Raw genomic sequence first — 15254 nt, forward strand, 5'->3', positions numbered from 1 at the left:
ACTCACTTCCCGTGCGCGGTCTGCTCGACCGCGCGCACGATCTTGACGTAGCAGCCGCAGCGGCAGATGTTGCCGCTCATCCACTCCCGGATCTCCTCCTTGGAGCCGGTGTGGCCCTCCTGGATGCAGCCGACGCCGGACATGATCTGGCCGGGGGTGCAGTAGCCGCACTGGAAGGCGTCCTCGTCGATGAACGCCTGCTGCAGCGGGTGCAGTTCGGCGCCGTCGGCCAGGCCCTCGATGGTGGTGACCTCGGCGCCCTCCAGACGGACGGCCAGCGTCAGGCAGGAGTTGACCCGGCGGCCGTCGACCAGGACCGTACAGGCCCCGCAAGCACCGGCGTTGCAGCCCTTCTTGCTGCCGGTCAGCTCCAGATGCTCGCGCAGCAGATCCAGCAGCGAGGTCCGGTTGTCGACGGTGACGGTGTGCCGCTTCCCGTTGACGGTCAGGGAGACACGGCCGCTGGGCGGCGCGTCAGCGGCGGCCGCCTCCTCGGCGCCGAGGCCGAACGGTCCCGCGACCAGGCCGCCCGCCACCACAGCACCACCGACAGCGGCGGTCGTGGCGACAAAGGTGCGTCGGGACGGTTCCGACGGGGGCGTGACCGGCGGAGGAACAGATGCATCAGTGACTTCAGTAGACATGCGTACGCTTTCGACTCGGTGGAAGGTCAACGGCCTTGCTCATCGGCGCACTTGCAGGAGAAGTGGCGTCATCTGCAAGACGTGGCAACAACCGGCTGGTCTGCCCCGTCGTCTGGCGATGACGGATGCTGCGTCGACGCATGAGGGCGTGCGTCGGCAGGTCCGCTGGACCCATCAGGCGCGCGACCGTCGTTGCCGCTCTGCTCCGGATGCGACCCGGCGCTTGCGTCGCGGGTGTCAGCCGGCGGGGTTGTGTGTCTGTCCGGTGGTGTGGGGGCTGGTGGTGTGCGTGGTGGTCCAGCTGGCGAGGATGTTGAGGGCCTCGGCGGAGGGAGAGGCGGGTTCGGGGGTGTAGATGACGAGGGACTGTTCGGGGTCGCCCTCGACGGCCAGGACTGCGAATTGGAGGGTGAGGTCGCCGACGAGCGGGTGGTGCAGGCGTTTGGTGCCGGTGGTATGGGCGCGGACGTTGTGATCGGCCCACATGCTGCGGAAGGTGTCGCTGTGCAAAGACAACTCGCCGATAAGCTCGGTGAGTTGCGCGTCATCGGGGTGACGGCCGGCGTACAGGCGGAGCCTGGCCACGCACGTCTCGGCCACCTGGTCCCAGTCGGCATACAGCCTGAAGGCGGCGTCGTCGAGGAAGACGTAGCGGGCGAAGTTGCGCTCGCGGCGGGGCCGGGCTTCGAAGTCCGTGTAAAGAGCGCAGGCGAGCTTGTTGGCTGCCAGAACGTCCAGGCGTCGCCCCTCGATCACCGCGGGGACGCTGAGTGCGTCCAGGGCGCGGTAGAGGACCGGGTGGACCCTTTGGGGGGCGAGCGGGCGCTTGCGGCGGGTCCGGGCGGTGGGCTTGGGCTGGGCGAGGGTGAAGAGATGGGCGCGTTCGGTGTCGTCCAGTTGCAGGGCGCGGGCGACGGCGTCCAGGACGGTTTCGGAGACGCCCTGGGTGCGGCCTCGCTCCAGCCGGACGTAGTAGTCGACGCTGACCCCGGCGAGCTGGGCGACTTCCTCGCGGCGCAGCCCCGGTACGCGGCGGGGCCCCGGGTGTGGGGTGAGGCCAGCCTGCTCAGGGGTGATCCGGGCCCGGCGGGTGCGCAGGAACTCACGGATCTCGCTGCTGCGGTCCATGGGACCACCGTAGGACGGCGTTTCGCCCGCCGGGGCCTTGTAAGGGGTACTGGCAGACCCCCCGAAGAGCGGGGCCCGTACGGCGGCGCACGTGGGCACCGCGGGTGGTTGCCTGGACGGCGGGTACTCACGAGCGCGCCCCCATGCCGGCGCTACCGAGGTCGCCGATGCAAAGCCAAGGGAATTCATCGCGCAGCCGATCTGGGCCTGCGGAGTGCGCAGTGATGAGCGCGGCGCCCCGGTCGATGGCAGTCGCTCACCGTCAACGGTCGGCTCGCGCTGACCAGTCAGGGCATACGCGGACGGCGAGTACAGCGGCGGCAGCGGATCCATCGACGTGGCGGTCACCCTCGACGAGGGCGTGATCAAACCGACGTCACCGTCACCCTGCGTGCCACCGACCCGACATCGCACGATCTGCAGGAGCGCTTCGCCAGTCCAGGTCGTACGTGGCGAAGGCTTCGGCGTCGGTCCACTCGGCGCCCGTGAGGTTCGACTGCAGATCCTCGCGCTCGAAGCGGCCGCGGGCGTGGCGGCGGCCGAACTCCTCGAGCTCGGCATTGGTCCAGCGGCGGGAGGCTGCGAACACGTCGATCAGATCGCGAGGCGCCCCGCGGTCGGCGAGGGCGCGCGCTGATCGGCGGTGAGCGCAACCCCAGGTTCTGGCCCGGCTCGCCGTCGGCGCACTGAAGGACAAAGAACCCCCAGTGCACTGGTGGAGCCGGTTCGCCCAGCTCTTCCAGCGATTCGGGCCGCTATCTCAACTGATCGCGGCGGGGCGCTGCACGCCTCGGCCAATCAGGTGGCGTGGCTGACTGCGCTCATCTGGACCCCGAACCTGCTTGCAATCGTCCTCGGTGTCTGGGTCGACCACCGCGTCCACAAGCGGCGCCTGATGGTTCTCGCTGACTTGTGCGGGCGGCAGTGCTGCTCTCTCTCGACCCAGCACGGTTCATAGGCGCAACCGGAGAGTCAGGTGGCCGATGCGTTGATGCGGGTGCTGGCGGCCCAGGAGGCGAGCAGGCGCAGGCCGTCATGCGCGGGCGTGCCGGGTTCGGCGGTCCACACGAGGAGGTGCTGGTCGGGGTCGGTACCGGCGGTGAGCGTGTCCCAGTCCAGCGTGAGATCGCCGGCGACAGGGTGGTGGAGCGTCTTGGTGCCGACACTTCCGGTGGTGACCTGGTGGCTGCCCCACCAGGTGCGGAAGTCGTCGTCCCGTACGGACAGTTCGCCGACCAGGGAGGCCAGGCGCGCGTCCTGCGGGTACTTGGCGGCTTCCATGCGCAGCATGGCCACGGCCAGGCGGGCGACGGCGCTCCAGTCGGGGTAGAAGGTGCGCATGGCGGGGTCGGTGAACAGGATCCGGACGTAGTTGCGGTGCTTGTCGGGGATCTTGGAGAAGTCGGTGACCAGGGCGGCGGCGAGGGTGTTCCAGGCGAGGACGTCGGTGCGGCGGCCGATCACGATGGCCGGGGTGGAGTTCAGGTCGTCCAGGAGGCGTCGCAGCTGGGGCTGGACCTTCTGAACGCTGCGGTGCCGGGGCCGGACGGTGTCCCGTCCCGCCAGCTTGAACGCGTAGTCCCGCTGGTCGTCGCTGAGGTGCAGGACCCGCACGAGCGCCTGCAGAACAGTTCCCGAGGGTTGCAGGCGGCCCTGTTCGAGCCGGATGTAGTAATCGGTGCTGATGGACGCCAGCCGGGCGACCTCCTCCCGGCGTAGCCCCGGGACGCGGCGCGGGGTGTCGGGCAGACCGACGGTGCGGGGGCTGAGTTCGGCACGGCGGGCCTTGAGGAACTCGCCCAGCTCTTTCAGGGGCGCATTGCTGGTCATGGCCCCAGTCTGCACCGTAGCCCGGCCAAGCTGGGTGGGAGAGTTTTTCCTACGGCAGCCGTTTCCCAGGAGGGCTCTCTCCCATTTGCGAAGCACCTGGGCCGTGTGAACGTAGAGGTCGAGGCCGTCCCGGAAGCCTGCGAAGGCAGCCGGAAACGCAGCCCGATCGCACCGTTTCTTGCATGGCAGGAGCCGCACCATGGCAGAGCAGCAGTCCGCAGCGCAGCAGCTGATCGGCGAGTGGCGCCGGAGCTGGCCGACCTGACCCACGACGTCCTCTTCGGCGACATCCGGGGGCGCCCCGGCCTCCGGCACCGCCCTGATCGGCGCCCGCGACGGCACCGCCTCCGAGGCCCACCCCGGCGAGACCGTCGCCTGCCCTCCGTACGAGGAGCAATGGCACGGCGCCGCCCGGCCGCTTCATGGACTACATCGCGCGGTGGGAGTGCAAAGGCGACGGCATCCCCGCGACCACCTGGAACGAGCCGGTCATCGACGACCAGTACCAGGCACCCCGTACCCGCACCCAGTAACCCCCTTTTTCCAGACAAGGAACTCCCTGGTGAAGACCGAAGTCAGCTTCCCGAGCAAGGGCCTGAAGGTCGCAGGCATCCTGTACCTGCCCGACACCTACTCGGGCCGGCCGCTGCCCGCGGTGGTCGTAGGCCACCCCTGGGGCAGCGTGAAGGAACAGACCGCCTCCGTCTATGCCGAGCGCCTGGCCCGCGAAGGCTTCGCCGCCCTCGTCTTCGACGCCGCCCACCAGGGCGAGAGCGAGGGCGAGCCCCGCAACCTGGAGGACCCCTTCCAGCGCACAGAGGACTTCCGCTCCGCCGTCTCCTACCTCGCATCCCGCGGCGACATCGACCCTGACCGCGTCGGCGGCCTCGGTATCTGCGCCTCCGGCGGCTACCTTTCGTCCGCTTCCCAGACCGACCGCCGTATCAAGGCCGTAGCCACTGTCAGCGCCTTCGACATCGCCGGCGGACTGTTCGAGGGCGTGGGTAGGGTGCAGGGCCTCGAGGTTCGCGACGCCCTGCTGGACCAGGCCGGTGTGCTGCGCAACGCAGAGGCACGCGGCGAGGGAGTCATCAACCTGACCCTGGTCCCGCCCACCGCGGCGGAGGCCGCCGCCTTCCCGGAGCGCAGCATCTACCGCGAGGGACACGAGTACTACCGCACCCCGCGCGCCCAGCACCCGCGTTCCGCCAACTGGGCCGTTGTCCGGGCCGACGTGATGGCCCAGTACAGCGCCTTCGCGCACCAGAGCTGGATCTCCCCGCGCCCGTTGCTGATGATCGCGGGCACGGACGCCGACACCCGCTACTTCAGCGAGGAGGCCATCGCCCAGGCTGCCGAGCCGAAGGAGCTGTTCCTGATCGAGGGCGCGACCCACATCGACCTGTACGACAAGGACGCGTACGTGACGTCCGCGGTCGCCAAGCTGTCGGAGTTCTTCGGCAAGCACCTGGGGCTGTAGCACCCCCAGCGGCTGGCCTGCTCATGGCGCGGGTCGGCCGCACCCGGGCTGCCCGCGACAACCACACTTCGACGGGCGGCCACGAAACGAAGACCCGACACGCGACATCACACAGCAGAGGGCAGCACTCCGATCACACTGAACGTCGGAAGCACCGCGATCCCCGCCGCCCTGAACAACACGCTCACCGCCCAGCGTTTTCAAGGACAGACTGTCCTTCACCGCTTGCTGCGAGAGAAGGCGGGCAAGCCGCCGTACCGGGAGATGGCCGCGAAGGCGTGCTACTCGACGCCGGCCCGGGCGAGTGGGAGTGCCGCTGGCGAGAGGCGGACGCGGAGGTTCGGGCGCCCTCGGCCGAGGAGCGGGCGCCGACCTGGCCGGGAACACTTCCCTGCTGGCCCGGCAATGCTCACAGACTCACCGGTCTGGAGACCGGTCGGCTCCAGGTAGCGGCGCGGGCACTCGGCGTACCTGACATGCCGTCACCCGTTGTCACCCCTGCTCACCTCTCCTGCGCGGGATCGGTCTGGGGAATTCGGCGGGATCCCGTGCTGACCCCTGGGCCGCAGTTCCTGAAGAGCGCGTCCGGCAGCCCTCGTCTACGGGGCCGCTGCCGGGGTGCCGCATCCTCCTCTTTTCCCCGATCAGCGTTGACTCTCGGGTGGTTCCTCTTCCGTTCCGGCCATCGCCGGCGGTGTCCGTTTCGGTAGCGGCAGCCCGGTCACGGCGTTCGCGAGGTCGGCAACAGGGTCCCCCCGTTTCTCCCGGTCCTGGCGCCAGACGGCCAGGGTCGTCACTTCCAGGTGGGCACCGTCGATGGGCAGGCAGAGCACCTTCTCGTCCGCGAAAATGCGCTGGACGACGCCGCTTTCGTCGTTCGCCATGACGGTGAAGGCGTGTCCTGTGGAGACGACATGAGGGAGGCCGACCGGGCTGTCGACGGTCAGCCGCCGGTGCACTCCGGCGTCGTGGAGGAGGCCGTCGACGTGTCTCAGCAGCGCCGGGGAGTCCTCCTGCCCGTACATGGCGAAGGTCAGCGGGGCTAGTTCCTCCAGACGGACCGACGCGCGTCCGTCGAACACGGACCCGGCCGCGACGACGATCCCGAGCGGACGGCGGCTGACCGGGTGGGTACGCAGACCCTGGTCCACGACCGGGCCGCAGACCAGGGCCAGGTCCACTTCCCCGGCGTGCACCGAGTTCAGGAGTTGGCGGGAGGCCCCGGGACGGATGTCGATCTCCAGGTCAGGGGCCGCGGCGTTCACGGCGTCCAGGACCCTGGCGCGTACGGCGCCGGGTATCTCCCCGCCGATGCCCACGGTGGCGGTGCGTGACGGACCGTGCACCGCGGACGCCAGGGTGGCGGGGACGGCGTCGAAACGGGCGATGATGTCCCGGGCGAGCGGAAGCAGTGCCTCACCGGCCGGCGTGAGGCACGTGGTGCGGTGGTCACGGAGGAACAGTCGCTGCCCGAGTTCCTTCTCCAGGTCCTGGATCCGCCGGCTCAGCGGTGAACTCGACATGTTCAGGCGATGTGCCGCGCGGGTGAAGTTGAGCTCCTCGGCCACGGCGATGAAGTAGCGCAGGTGCCACACGTCCACCGCTGCACCGTACCCGGTGCGTCCGTCGCGGTCGCACTCACGTCCGCCGATCGGACGTGGACCGGTACCGGGCCCGGCCCTAGCGTGAGCAGTGACGTCGAACGGCTGCGACGAGCTCCTGGCCCGGCCGCCGGCACGAGACCGGCCGGCGGCCGGGCCGTGGCACACCACCCGCCTGAGAAAGGGGCACCTCCATGCCTCCTGCCGGATCTGCGACACCCACCCTCACCGAGAGGCTGGAGTCCTCACTGGCGCATCCGGCGACCGGCGACGGGTTCAACGTGCACGCGGAGCTGGAGGCAGTACTCGCCGGTGTCGGCCTGAGCGCTGAGAACTCGGGTGGTACGGGACGAGCTCGATCTGATCGTCCGTTCCTCGCTCGGCCTGCGTTGGTCCGCCCTCGGCCCGTTCCTCGGCCTTCACCTCGGCGGCGGACCGGTCGGCTACCGCGGCCTCGTCGCGCCCGGCGTACCGGACGAGGAGCACCCGGTCATGCTCCGCGACAAGGTGGTCCAGCTCGTGGAGGACACCTACGGGCTCAACCGGTACGGACACTTCACCACCACGCGGGACGACAGACAGCGGGCGGTCCTCGACGCGCTCGCCGGACTGCCGCTGCCCGAACCCTGCAACAACTGACTGGGCACAACTGAGAGGAAGCGGTCAATGGACCTGCAATTGGACGGCCGCCGAGCCGTCGTCACCGGAGGCAGCCGGGGCATCGGCTTCGCCGTGGCCCGTGCTCTGGCCGCCGAAGGCGCGGACGTGGCTCTCGTCGCGAGGAACGGTGAGGCGCTGGAGAAGGCGGCGGCGCAGCTCGCCGCCGACAGCAGGGGCCGCGTGATCGCCGTGGCCGCGGACACCGGGGACGACACATCGGTGACGGAGATGGCCCGCGGTGTCGTCGAACAACTGGGCGGCGTCGACATCCTCGTCAACGCGGCTGCCCGGCCCAATTCCGGCGCCATCGCCGAAGACGACTTCGAAACGGAGATCAACGTCAAGGTCCGGGGATATCTGCGCACCGTCCGCGCCTTCGCCCCGCTGATGCGGGACCAGGGCTGGGGCCGCGTCATCAACATCGGCGGGGTCGCCGCACGCCAGACCGGCTCGGTGGTCGGGTCGGTCCGCAACATCGCGGTGGCGGCCATGAGCAAGAACCTCGCCGACGACCTTGGCCCTCACGGGGTGAACGTGGTCGTCGTACACCCGGGTCCGACCCGCACCGAGGCGTTTGAGCAGCACGTTCAGTCGCTGGCCCGAGCCCGGGACGTCTCCGTCGAGGAGGCGGAGCGCCTGGCGGCGTCGACGGTCTCGATCGGCCGCATGGTGACCGCCGAGGAGGTCGCGGACGTCGTGGCCTTCCTGGCCAGCCCCCGCAGCGTCGCCCTCAACGGCGACCCGGTCGTCGCCAGCGGAGGAATGCGCGGACCCATCCACTACTGACGGGCCGCGCTAATCGCCTCCCCGAACTGCTCTCTCGCCTGCGTGCGTTGCGGCGCCGGGCCGCGCCCTCGCCGCGGGCCCAGGGGGACGTACCGGCCGGCGGCCTGCTGGGGACCGCCTCCCTGTGCATCGCCCCGGACGCCCGCCGCGCCTGGTGGGCCGACGAGGAACTGCAGCTGCCGAGAACCGAGTTCGATCTGCTGGAGCTGATGGTGCGACGAGGGGATCGTGCTGGCACACTCGACGGTCTCCAGCCGGATATGGGGCTACGACTGCGGGCCGCACACCAACAATCTGGCGTGCTGCGTCGGCTGTCTGCGGCGCAAGCTCGCCGACGCCGGCGCGCCCGACCTGATCCACACGGTGCGTACCGTGGGCTACGGGGTGCGGCGGCCATGAGCCTCGCTTCCCTGCAGTTCCAGGCCGAGATCCTGGGCCACGTCGCCCGAAGCCGTGTCGCCGTTGTGGTGTTTGGCGCGCTGGATCTGCTCGTACACGTGCGCACGCAGTTCGGCGAAGCGCGTGCTGGAGCGGGTGTGCAACTGGTCGCGCTCGTCGGGGAGATCGATCGTCAGGTCTTCCAGCACCACGGTCGGCGAGGTGGACAGGATGATGGTGCGCTGGCCGAGATAGACGGCTTCGTCGATGTCGTGGGTGACGAACAGGACGGTGACGCCCAGTTCGCGCCACAACCGCCGGATGAGGTCCTCCAGTTCGGCGCGGGTCTGCGCGTCGACGGCGGCGAACGGCTCGTCCATGAGCAGCACCTTCGGTTCGAAGGCGACGGCGCGGGCGATGGCGACGCGCTGCTGCATTCCGCCGGACAGCTGCCACGGATAGGCCTGGTGGGCGTCGGCGAGACCGACCACCTCCAGCGCGTGGTCGACCAGTTCCTTCTCGCGGGCCTTGCCGAGCTTCTTGCGGCGCAGGGGCAGGGCGACGTTGTCGCGGACGTTCATCCAGGCGAACAGGGAGCGGCCGTATTCCTGGAAGACGACCGCCATGCCGGGCGGGGGTCCGTCGACCGGGCGGCCGTCCAGGCGTACTTCGCCGCTGGTCGGGTCGAGCAGGCCGGCCATGCACTTCAGCAGGGTGGTCTTGCCGCAGCCCGACGGGCCGACCAGGCATACGAGTTCGCCGGCATCGATATGGAATGTGAGATTCCGAAGTGCTTCGACGCTGCGATTGCGTCCGGTGTAGATCTTCTGCAGGTTGCGTACGTCGAGCATCGACGTCTCCTTGTCAGGGGTTGCGCTGGGCCCGGCGCAGGCCGTGGTACCAGGCCAGGACCCGGTTCTCGGCGATGCGGAAGAGCAGGGAGAGGGCGAATCCGAGCAGGCCGAGCAGCAGGACACCGCTCCACATCTCGGGGATGGCGAAGGAACGCTGGAACTGCACGATGGTGAAGCCGAGTCCGTTGCTGGCGGCGAACATCTCGCTGATGACCATGAGAATGATCGCGATGGAGAGGGCCTGGCGCATGCCGGTGACGATCTGCGGGCTGGCCGAGCGCAGCACCAGGTGCCACAGCCGGGACGGGCCGCTGATGCCGTAGGAGCGGCAGGTGTCGCTGAGGACCTCGTCGACGGCGCGGACGCCTTCGACGGTGTTGAGCAGGATCGGCCACATACAGCCGCTGACGATGACGATCACCTTCATGGTGTCGCCGATGCCGGCGAACAGCATGATGACGGGCACGAGCACCGGGGGCGGGATGGCCCGGAAGAGTTCCAGGACGGGCTCCAGGACATCCCGCACGACGCGGCTCATGCCGACCACCAGGCCGAGCCCCACCCCGACGACGACGGCGAGGAGATAGCCGGCGACCAGCCGGGCCAGGCTGGGTACGACGTCTGACAGCAGCCGCTCGCCCGTCCACACTTCCCCGAACCTGCCCAGGATGGTGGACAGCGGGGGGACGTAGAAGTCGGTGCTGTCCGCGGTGGCGAACCACCACACGGCGAACAGGACCGTGGGCAGGCCCAGGACCAGCCCGGTCCGCCTGGCCAGTATGAGGACGTTCGTCACTGTCCCTCCCTGCGCATCGATTGGTGCCAGTGCAGTGCCCGCCGCTCGACCGCCCGCGCCACCAGGTTGACTGCGACCCCGAGGAGTCCGGTGACCAGGACCAGGGCGTAGACCCGGGGTACGGCGCCGGAGGTCTGCGCGACCGCGAGCTGGTTGCCGAGGCCGGGCGCGCCGATGACGAGCTCGGCGGTGATCGCCAGGACCAGTGCCACCGTCGCGGCCAGCCGCACGCCGGTCATCACGTACGGCAGCGCGGTGGGCCATACGACATACCGCACCCGCCCCCAACTGCCCATGTGATAGCTGCGGGCGGTGTCCTCGGCGACCGGGTCGACGTCCTGTGTGCCTGCCAGCACCTGGACGAGCACCTGCCAGAAGGAGGCGTACACCACCAGCAGCAGCTTCGACTCCAGGTCGGTGCCGTAGAGCAGCACCGCCACCGGGATCAGGGCCACCGACGGGATGGGGCGCAGGAACTCGATGGTGGAGGCGGTCACCGCGCGCAGTACCGGAACGGAGCCGATCACCACGCCGGCGACCACACCACCCACGACCGCGATGGCCAGGCCCAGGCCCCACCCCGTCAGGGTGTCACCGAGCGCCGTCCAGAACGCGTTCTCGGCGAGCAGGTGCCACAGCGCGCGGCCGGTCTCCGACGCGGGCGGAAGGTAGTCGGCCGAGACCGCACCGGTGCGGGGAAGCACCTCAAGGACCGCCACCAGACCTGCCAGGCCGGCGAGTCCGCGCAGTGCGGCGGTGGTGCCCGGGCTGCGCCGGGCGGGAGCACCGCCGGGACCGGTACCGGTCCCGGCGGGCTTCGTCTTCACGGACGTGATGGCCGATGTCATGAGAACAGGGCGTTCAGGTCGGGCTTCTTGTCGCTGAAGAGACCGTCCTTCTCGCCGAGCGCGGCCAGCTTCTCCAGGGAGGCCATGTCGTACTGCGCGGGCCAGGAGGGCAGCGTCAGGTTCTTGAGCACCGCGCCGTCGATCTTGGTGTACGTGGTGAGGATCTGGCGTGCCTCGTCCGGGTGTGCGGAGGCGTAGGTGAGCGACTCGGTCATCGCCTCGGCGAACTTCTTCACCAGGTCGGGGTTTTCCTTCGTCAGCTGGGTGGAGGTGAAGTAGGTCGCCACCGTGAGCTTGGGGTCGGTCTCGGCGAACGGCGACGCCACGACCCGGGCCCCCTGGGACTTGGCGATCGTCAGCGCGGGCTCGCCCATCCAGGCCGCGTCCACCTGGCCGCCGTCGAGGGCGGCCGGCATCTGGTCGAAGGCCATCTCCACGAACTTGACCTTCGAGGGGTCACCGCCGTCCTTGCGGACGGCCTCGCGCACGGTGGTGTCACCGATGTTCTGCAGGGTGTTCACCGCGACCGTCTTGCCGACGAGATCCTTGGCGGACTTGACCGGGCTGTCCTTCTTGACGGCGACGCCGGTGACGTCGGCGCCGACCTTGCCGTTGGTGGCCGCTCCGTTGACCACCGACGTGACCGGAACTCCCTTGGTCTGGGCGATCATCAGCGACGTGGTGTTGCTGAACCCGAACTGGAACTGTCCGCTCACCACACCGGGGATGATCGCTGCACCGCCCTGGGCGCTCTCCATTTTCAGATCGATGCCGCGGCTGCTGAAGAAGCCCTTCTTCTGGCCCAGATAGAGCGGCGCGACATCGACGATCGGGATGATGCCGACCTTGACCTGTGTGGTTTTGCCGCCGCCCGAGGACGACGAACCACTCGTCCCAGCGGACGAGGACCCGCATCCGGCCGCACCGGCGACCGTGACCACTGCTATCGCAAGCCCGAGAATGCGCCGTCGCATAGGGCTCCTCCTGACGGAAGTGTGAATGAGAAAATGATTAATTTGCGCAGTTATGCGCCGAGTTGAGCGAGTTGCGCGAACGTTATGACGCTGTCGAACAAGTCGTCAATGGGAGAGTCGCGGACGTTTCGCGCATGGTGCCTGGCTTCCGCCGGCGTGGTTTGTGGGGTGGGGCTGGGCCTCCCGCGATGACTCCGTGTGGAGTGAGGTGGATCGCGTCGGGGTCGAAGCTGTGTATGTTGTGCAGCTTCTTGACGGCCGCAATCTACACGCCTAACTTCGCGGTGTCATGCCCCAGCACAGAGGGACCGTGAAGGCTTGCCCCCGGCTTCCCGGTCTCCGGCTGCGCCCCTTCCCCGGAGGAGACGGGACTCCCCTGTCGCTCCACGCGCAGTGCTGTTCCCGCCACCTTCACCGAGACAATGGAGTCCGCATCGTGAAGTCCCGCATCCGCAGACGTACGGTCGTCGCCCTGGCGGCACTGCTGCTCGCCACACCCCTCGCCCCGTCCGCCCAGGCGGCCGAGACCGACGCCCACGTCGAAGGCACGTTGCCGTCCGGCGCGAGCTACGTGATGGACAAGCCGGAATCCTGGAACGGCACGGTCCTGCTGTTCAGCCACGGCTACACCCCGGCGGGCCTGCCCAATCCCGCGCGGAACGCCCCCGACGACGCCACCAAGTCCATTCTGCTGAAGGAGGGTTACGCCCTCATCGGCTCCTCTTACGCGAGCAACGGGTGGGCGGTGAGCGAGGCGGTCCCGGACCAGCTCGCCACGCTCGACGCCTTCACCTCGCGCTTCGGCACGGCCCGGCGGACCATCGCCTGGGGCGCCTCCTACGGTGGGCTCGTGACCTCGATGATCGCCGAGCGCCACCCGGACCGCATCAGCGGATCACTGTCCATGTGCGGTCTGCTCCAGGGTGGCGTGGCCAACTGGAACAGCACCCTCGACCCGGTCTTCGCGTTGAAGACACTGCTCGCCCCGGATGCGGACATCCGCCTGACCGGTCTGGGGAGCCAGGCGGCCGCTGCCGAGGCGTCCGGCACTCTGGCCGGGGCCGTCACCGAGGCGCAGAACACGGCCTCGGGGCGGGCCCGTATCGCGCTGGCCGCCGCCCTGCACAACATCCCCGGCTGGAACGACACCTCCCAGACCCAACCGGAACCGACTGACTGGGACGCCCAGCAGGCCAACCAGTTCCAGACGGTCATGGGCCTGGTGCAGATGCCTGCCTTCTCCTGGCGTCAGGAAGCCGAAAGCCGGGTCGGGGGCAACATGTCCTGGAACACCGGTGTCGACTACGCCGCGATGCTTCACGACTCCCCCCTCTACAAGGAGGTCAGCGAGCTCTATACCAAGGCTGGTCTGTCCCTGACCAAGGACCTCACCACGCTGAACGGCGCTCCTCGGATCGCCGCCGACACCGAGGCCGTCGACAAGATGGCCCTCACGAGCTCCTTCACCGGCCGGCTGGCCAAGCCGCAACTGACCGTGCACACCACGGGCGACGGCCTCATCCCGGTACAGTCGGCGAGCGCCTACAACCGTGCGGTCACCGCGGCAGGCGCCGCCCCCCTGCTGCGTCAGGCCTTCGTCGAGAACGCGGGGCACTGCACGTTCAGCAGCGCCGAAGGGGTCGCCGCCCTGCACACCCTGGAGACCCGTATCACCACCGGCCACTGGCAGGGCACCGATCCAGCCGCCCTCAACGCCCGTGCCACGGAGGTCGATCCCTCCGAACCGGCGCGTTACGTGAGCTACCAGCCCGCACAGTACCCGCGCCCCTACGACCTGGCCCACCCCACCGACCGGTACCGCCCCTGACGCCACGCCGCCCGCCGTGCCCACGGCGGGCGGCCATACCCTTGCCAAGGTGGCGCTCTCCCAGGTGAACTCCCTCGACGTGGACGACAGGTACCCCGACGCCGCCCCGGACTCCCCGGTCGGCCCGCAGCTGCGCCCCCAGTCACTGCTGCTCGCCTTCTTCGGCAACCACGTCCTGGAAGAGGGCCCGCTGTCTGTGTACTCGGGCAGCATCATCGACGTCCTCGCACGTGTGGGAGTCGGGGAGCAGGCCGTCCGCTCCACCCTCACCCGTATGGTGGGCCGCGGCCTGCTGCAGCGCCGGCGACAAGGGCGGCGCATGTACTTCGGCCTGACCCCGCACGCGGCGCAGATCCTCCACGACGGCCGGAAACGTATCTGGCACACCAGCGCGGTCAACGACGACTGGGACGGGAACTGGACCCTGTTCGGTTTCTCGCTGCCCGAAGCCTGGCAGCGTCAGCGCCACGACCTGCGCTCACATCTCACCTGGTCCGGCTTCGGTTCCCTCTACAGCGGGCTGTGGATCGCGCCGGGTGATGTCGACGTCTCCGAGATCGTCGCCGAGCTGGGCATCGCAGACCACGTCAAGATCTTCCACGCGCGGGCCGACGCGGCAACCGACATCGACGTGATGATTCGCGACACCTGGGACCTTCAGACCATCGCCGCCCGCCACACCGCCTTCGAGAACCGATGGATCGCCCACGTCGGCAATCCGTCCGGCGACCCACTGGCCACCCACCTGCGCCTGGTCGCCGAGTGGCTGGACACCATCCGCACGGATCCCCGGCTGCCCGCCCGGCACCTGCCACCCGACTGGCCCGCCCGATCGGCGGAGGAGACTTTCCGGCGCATCGCGGAACAGGCGGGGGAGCCTGCCCGCCGGGTGGCCGCCGAGCTGCTGGAGACAGCGCCGCTGCAAACCTCCTGAGCGGTTCCCTGTCGTTGGGCTCCGTGTACCGGGCCCGCGGCGCAGGGTGGCGTCCCGCAGTCGGACCGTCGCAGGCAGTGAACCCACCACGTCCGCACGCCGGTTGAGCGGGCTCACGACCAGCGCCCCGGCTTGTACGCGCCGGGCGCCCGTCGGACCGCCAACTCGGCCCGGAAGCGGGCGATCTCCTCCGGTGTGAACACGGTGGCTTATCCATGAGCCTCCTTCGGACCGGCGTGCTCGTCGACCGACCTCGACCTGCGACAGGCACGGCCGCGCACCGCGACGGGCTGATGGTGCGCGGCCTTCGCCTTGCCTCTCCCGGTTCTCGGTACTCCGGCGACTGGGCCGTCGGAGAGCGGGCATCGTTCACGCCGCGAGGGTCTCGGGGCGCTCTGTAAGGTGGCGTTCCACGAGATGGCGTCCGACGAGATGGCCGCGCAGCATGTTCCGGCGCGGGCCAGGGTGACGGAAGACAGGTGACCCGCGCGGCAGAGCCGTACGGGTCACCTG

At 69.4% G+C, this 15254-nt stretch carries 15 protein-coding genes; 6 read left to right on the forward strand and 9 right to left on the reverse strand.

What is annotated here, in order from left to right:
• Positions 1-2: 2 nt before the first annotated feature.
• The 4 genes from AB0I98_RS29695 to AB0I98_RS29710 form a co-directional block, all read right to left on the reverse strand.
• Positions 3-644, reverse strand: a complete 642-nt coding sequence (locus AB0I98_RS29695) for a (2Fe-2S)-binding protein (RefSeq protein ID WP_362947370.1) — start codon at positions 642-644, stop codon at positions 3-5.
• Positions 645-881: 237 nt separating this feature from the next.
• Complete coding sequence (locus AB0I98_RS29700; RefSeq protein WP_362947373.1) at positions 882-1772, reverse strand: helix-turn-helix transcriptional regulator; 891 nt, start codon at positions 1770-1772, stop codon at positions 882-884.
• A gap of 382 nt (positions 1773-2154) precedes the next feature.
• Entirely contained in the window at positions 2155-2361 is a 207-nt protein-coding gene (locus tag AB0I98_RS29705; RefSeq protein WP_362947461.1) for a hypothetical protein, read from the reverse strand.
• Between the two features lie 383 nt (positions 2362-2744).
• Positions 2745-3602 carry a helix-turn-helix domain-containing protein gene (locus tag AB0I98_RS29710; protein ID WP_362947376.1) on the reverse strand — a complete coding sequence of 286 codons (858 nt, stop codon included), beginning with the start codon at positions 3600-3602 and terminating at the stop codon, positions 2745-2747.
• 562 nt (positions 3603-4164) lie between these two features.
• On the opposite strand from AB0I98_RS29710, the gene AB0I98_RS29715 reads away from it, so the two are divergent.
• Complete coding sequence (locus tag AB0I98_RS29715) at positions 4165-5082, forward strand: alpha/beta hydrolase (RefSeq protein ID WP_362947379.1); 918 nt, start codon at positions 4165-4167, stop codon at positions 5080-5082.
• Between the two features lie 644 nt (positions 5083-5726).
• On the opposite strand, the gene AB0I98_RS29720 is transcribed toward AB0I98_RS29715, so the two are convergent.
• Complete coding sequence (locus AB0I98_RS29720; RefSeq protein ID WP_362947382.1) at positions 5727-6683, reverse strand: LysR family transcriptional regulator; 957 nt, start codon at positions 6681-6683, stop codon at positions 5727-5729.
• A gap of 339 nt (positions 6684-7022) precedes the next feature.
• Here AB0I98_RS29720 and AB0I98_RS29725 point away from each other — a divergent pair, with 339 nt between their 5' ends.
• From AB0I98_RS29725 to AB0I98_RS29735, 3 genes are all read left to right on the forward strand, one after another.
• Entirely contained in the window at positions 7023-7322 is a 300-nt protein-coding gene (locus AB0I98_RS29725; RefSeq protein WP_362947384.1) for a hypothetical protein, read from the forward strand.
• Between the two features lie 27 nt (positions 7323-7349).
• Positions 7350-8129: an SDR family NAD(P)-dependent oxidoreductase gene (locus AB0I98_RS29730; protein WP_362947387.1), complete on the forward strand. Its 780-nt coding sequence runs from the start codon at positions 7350-7352 to the stop codon at positions 8127-8129.
• Between the two features lie 228 nt (positions 8130-8357).
• Positions 8358-8528 carry a helix-turn-helix domain-containing protein gene (locus tag AB0I98_RS29735; protein WP_362947390.1) on the forward strand — a complete coding sequence of 57 codons (171 nt, stop codon included), beginning with the start codon at positions 8358-8360 and terminating at the stop codon, positions 8526-8528.
• Here the strand turns inward: AB0I98_RS29735 and AB0I98_RS29740 are convergent.
• From AB0I98_RS29740 to AB0I98_RS29755, 4 genes are read right to left on the reverse strand one after another with little or no spacing between them, the layout of a single operon-like run.
• Positions 8507-9358: an ABC transporter ATP-binding protein gene (locus AB0I98_RS29740; RefSeq protein ID WP_362947393.1), complete on the reverse strand. Its 852-nt coding sequence runs from the start codon at positions 9356-9358 to the stop codon at positions 8507-8509. The two genes, AB0I98_RS29735 and AB0I98_RS29740, sit on opposite strands and share 22 nt — an antisense overlap.
• 13 nt (positions 9359-9371) lie before the next feature.
• On the reverse strand, positions 9372-10157 hold the full coding sequence (locus tag AB0I98_RS29745; RefSeq protein ID WP_362947396.1) for an ABC transporter permease subunit: 786 nt from the start codon (positions 10155-10157) through the stop codon (positions 9372-9374).
• Positions 10154-11005, reverse strand: coding sequence for an ABC transporter permease (locus AB0I98_RS29750; protein WP_362947398.1), 852 nt, complete (start codon positions 11003-11005; stop codon positions 10154-10156). The genes AB0I98_RS29745 and AB0I98_RS29750 overlap by 4 nt, the downstream gene beginning before the upstream one ends.
• Positions 11002-11979 (reverse strand): ABC transporter substrate-binding protein, encoded by a 978-nt coding sequence (locus AB0I98_RS29755; protein WP_362947401.1) that lies wholly within the window; start codon positions 11977-11979, stop codon positions 11002-11004. Before AB0I98_RS29755 ends, AB0I98_RS29750 begins: the two co-directional genes overlap by 4 nt.
• A gap of 436 nt (positions 11980-12415) precedes the next feature.
• On the opposite strand from AB0I98_RS29755, the gene AB0I98_RS29760 reads away from it, so the two are divergent.
• Both AB0I98_RS29760 and AB0I98_RS29765 read left to right on the forward strand, forming a co-directional pair.
• Complete coding sequence (locus AB0I98_RS29760; RefSeq protein ID WP_362947403.1) at positions 12416-13807, forward strand: prolyl oligopeptidase family serine peptidase; 1392 nt, start codon at positions 12416-12418, stop codon at positions 13805-13807.
• Positions 13808-13886: 79 nt separating this feature from the next.
• Positions 13887-14741, forward strand: coding sequence for a PaaX family transcriptional regulator C-terminal domain-containing protein (locus AB0I98_RS29765; protein ID WP_362947455.1), 855 nt, complete (start codon positions 13887-13889; stop codon positions 14739-14741).
• Positions 14742-15254: the final 513 nt, after the last annotated feature.

The sequence above is a fragment of the Streptomyces sp. NPDC050211 genome (genome assembly GCF_040656035.1).
GTDB lineage: Bacteria > Actinomycetota > Actinomycetes > Streptomycetales > Streptomycetaceae > Streptomyces.

Excerpts from the sequence above, each read along its gene's own strand:
- AB0I98_RS29740 (WP_362947393.1), bottom strand. The coding sequence starts at position 9,358 with ATGCTCGACGTACGCAACCTGCAGAAGATCTACACCGGACGCAATCGC.
- AB0I98_RS29700 (WP_362947373.1), bottom strand. The coding sequence starts at position 1,772 with ATGGACCGCAGCAGCGAGATCCGTGAGTTCCTGCGCACCCGCCGGGCC.
- AB0I98_RS29695 (WP_362947370.1), bottom strand. The coding sequence starts at position 644 with ATGTCTACTGAAGTCACTGATGCATCTGTTCCTCCGCCGGTCACGCCC.
- AB0I98_RS29755 (WP_362947401.1), bottom strand. The coding sequence starts at position 11,979 with ATGCGACGGCGCATTCTCGGGCTTGCGATAGCAGTGGTCACGGTCGCC.
- AB0I98_RS29750 (WP_362947398.1), bottom strand. The coding sequence starts at position 11,005 with ATGACATCGGCCATCACGTCCGTGAAGACGAAGCCCGCCGGGACCGGT.
- AB0I98_RS29710 (WP_362947376.1), bottom strand. The coding sequence starts at position 3,602 with ATGACCAGCAATGCGCCCCTGAAAGAGCTGGGCGAGTTCCTCAAGGCC.
- AB0I98_RS29730 (WP_362947387.1), top strand. The coding sequence starts at position 7,350 with ATGGACCTGCAATTGGACGGCCGCCGAGCCGTCGTCACCGGAGGCAGC.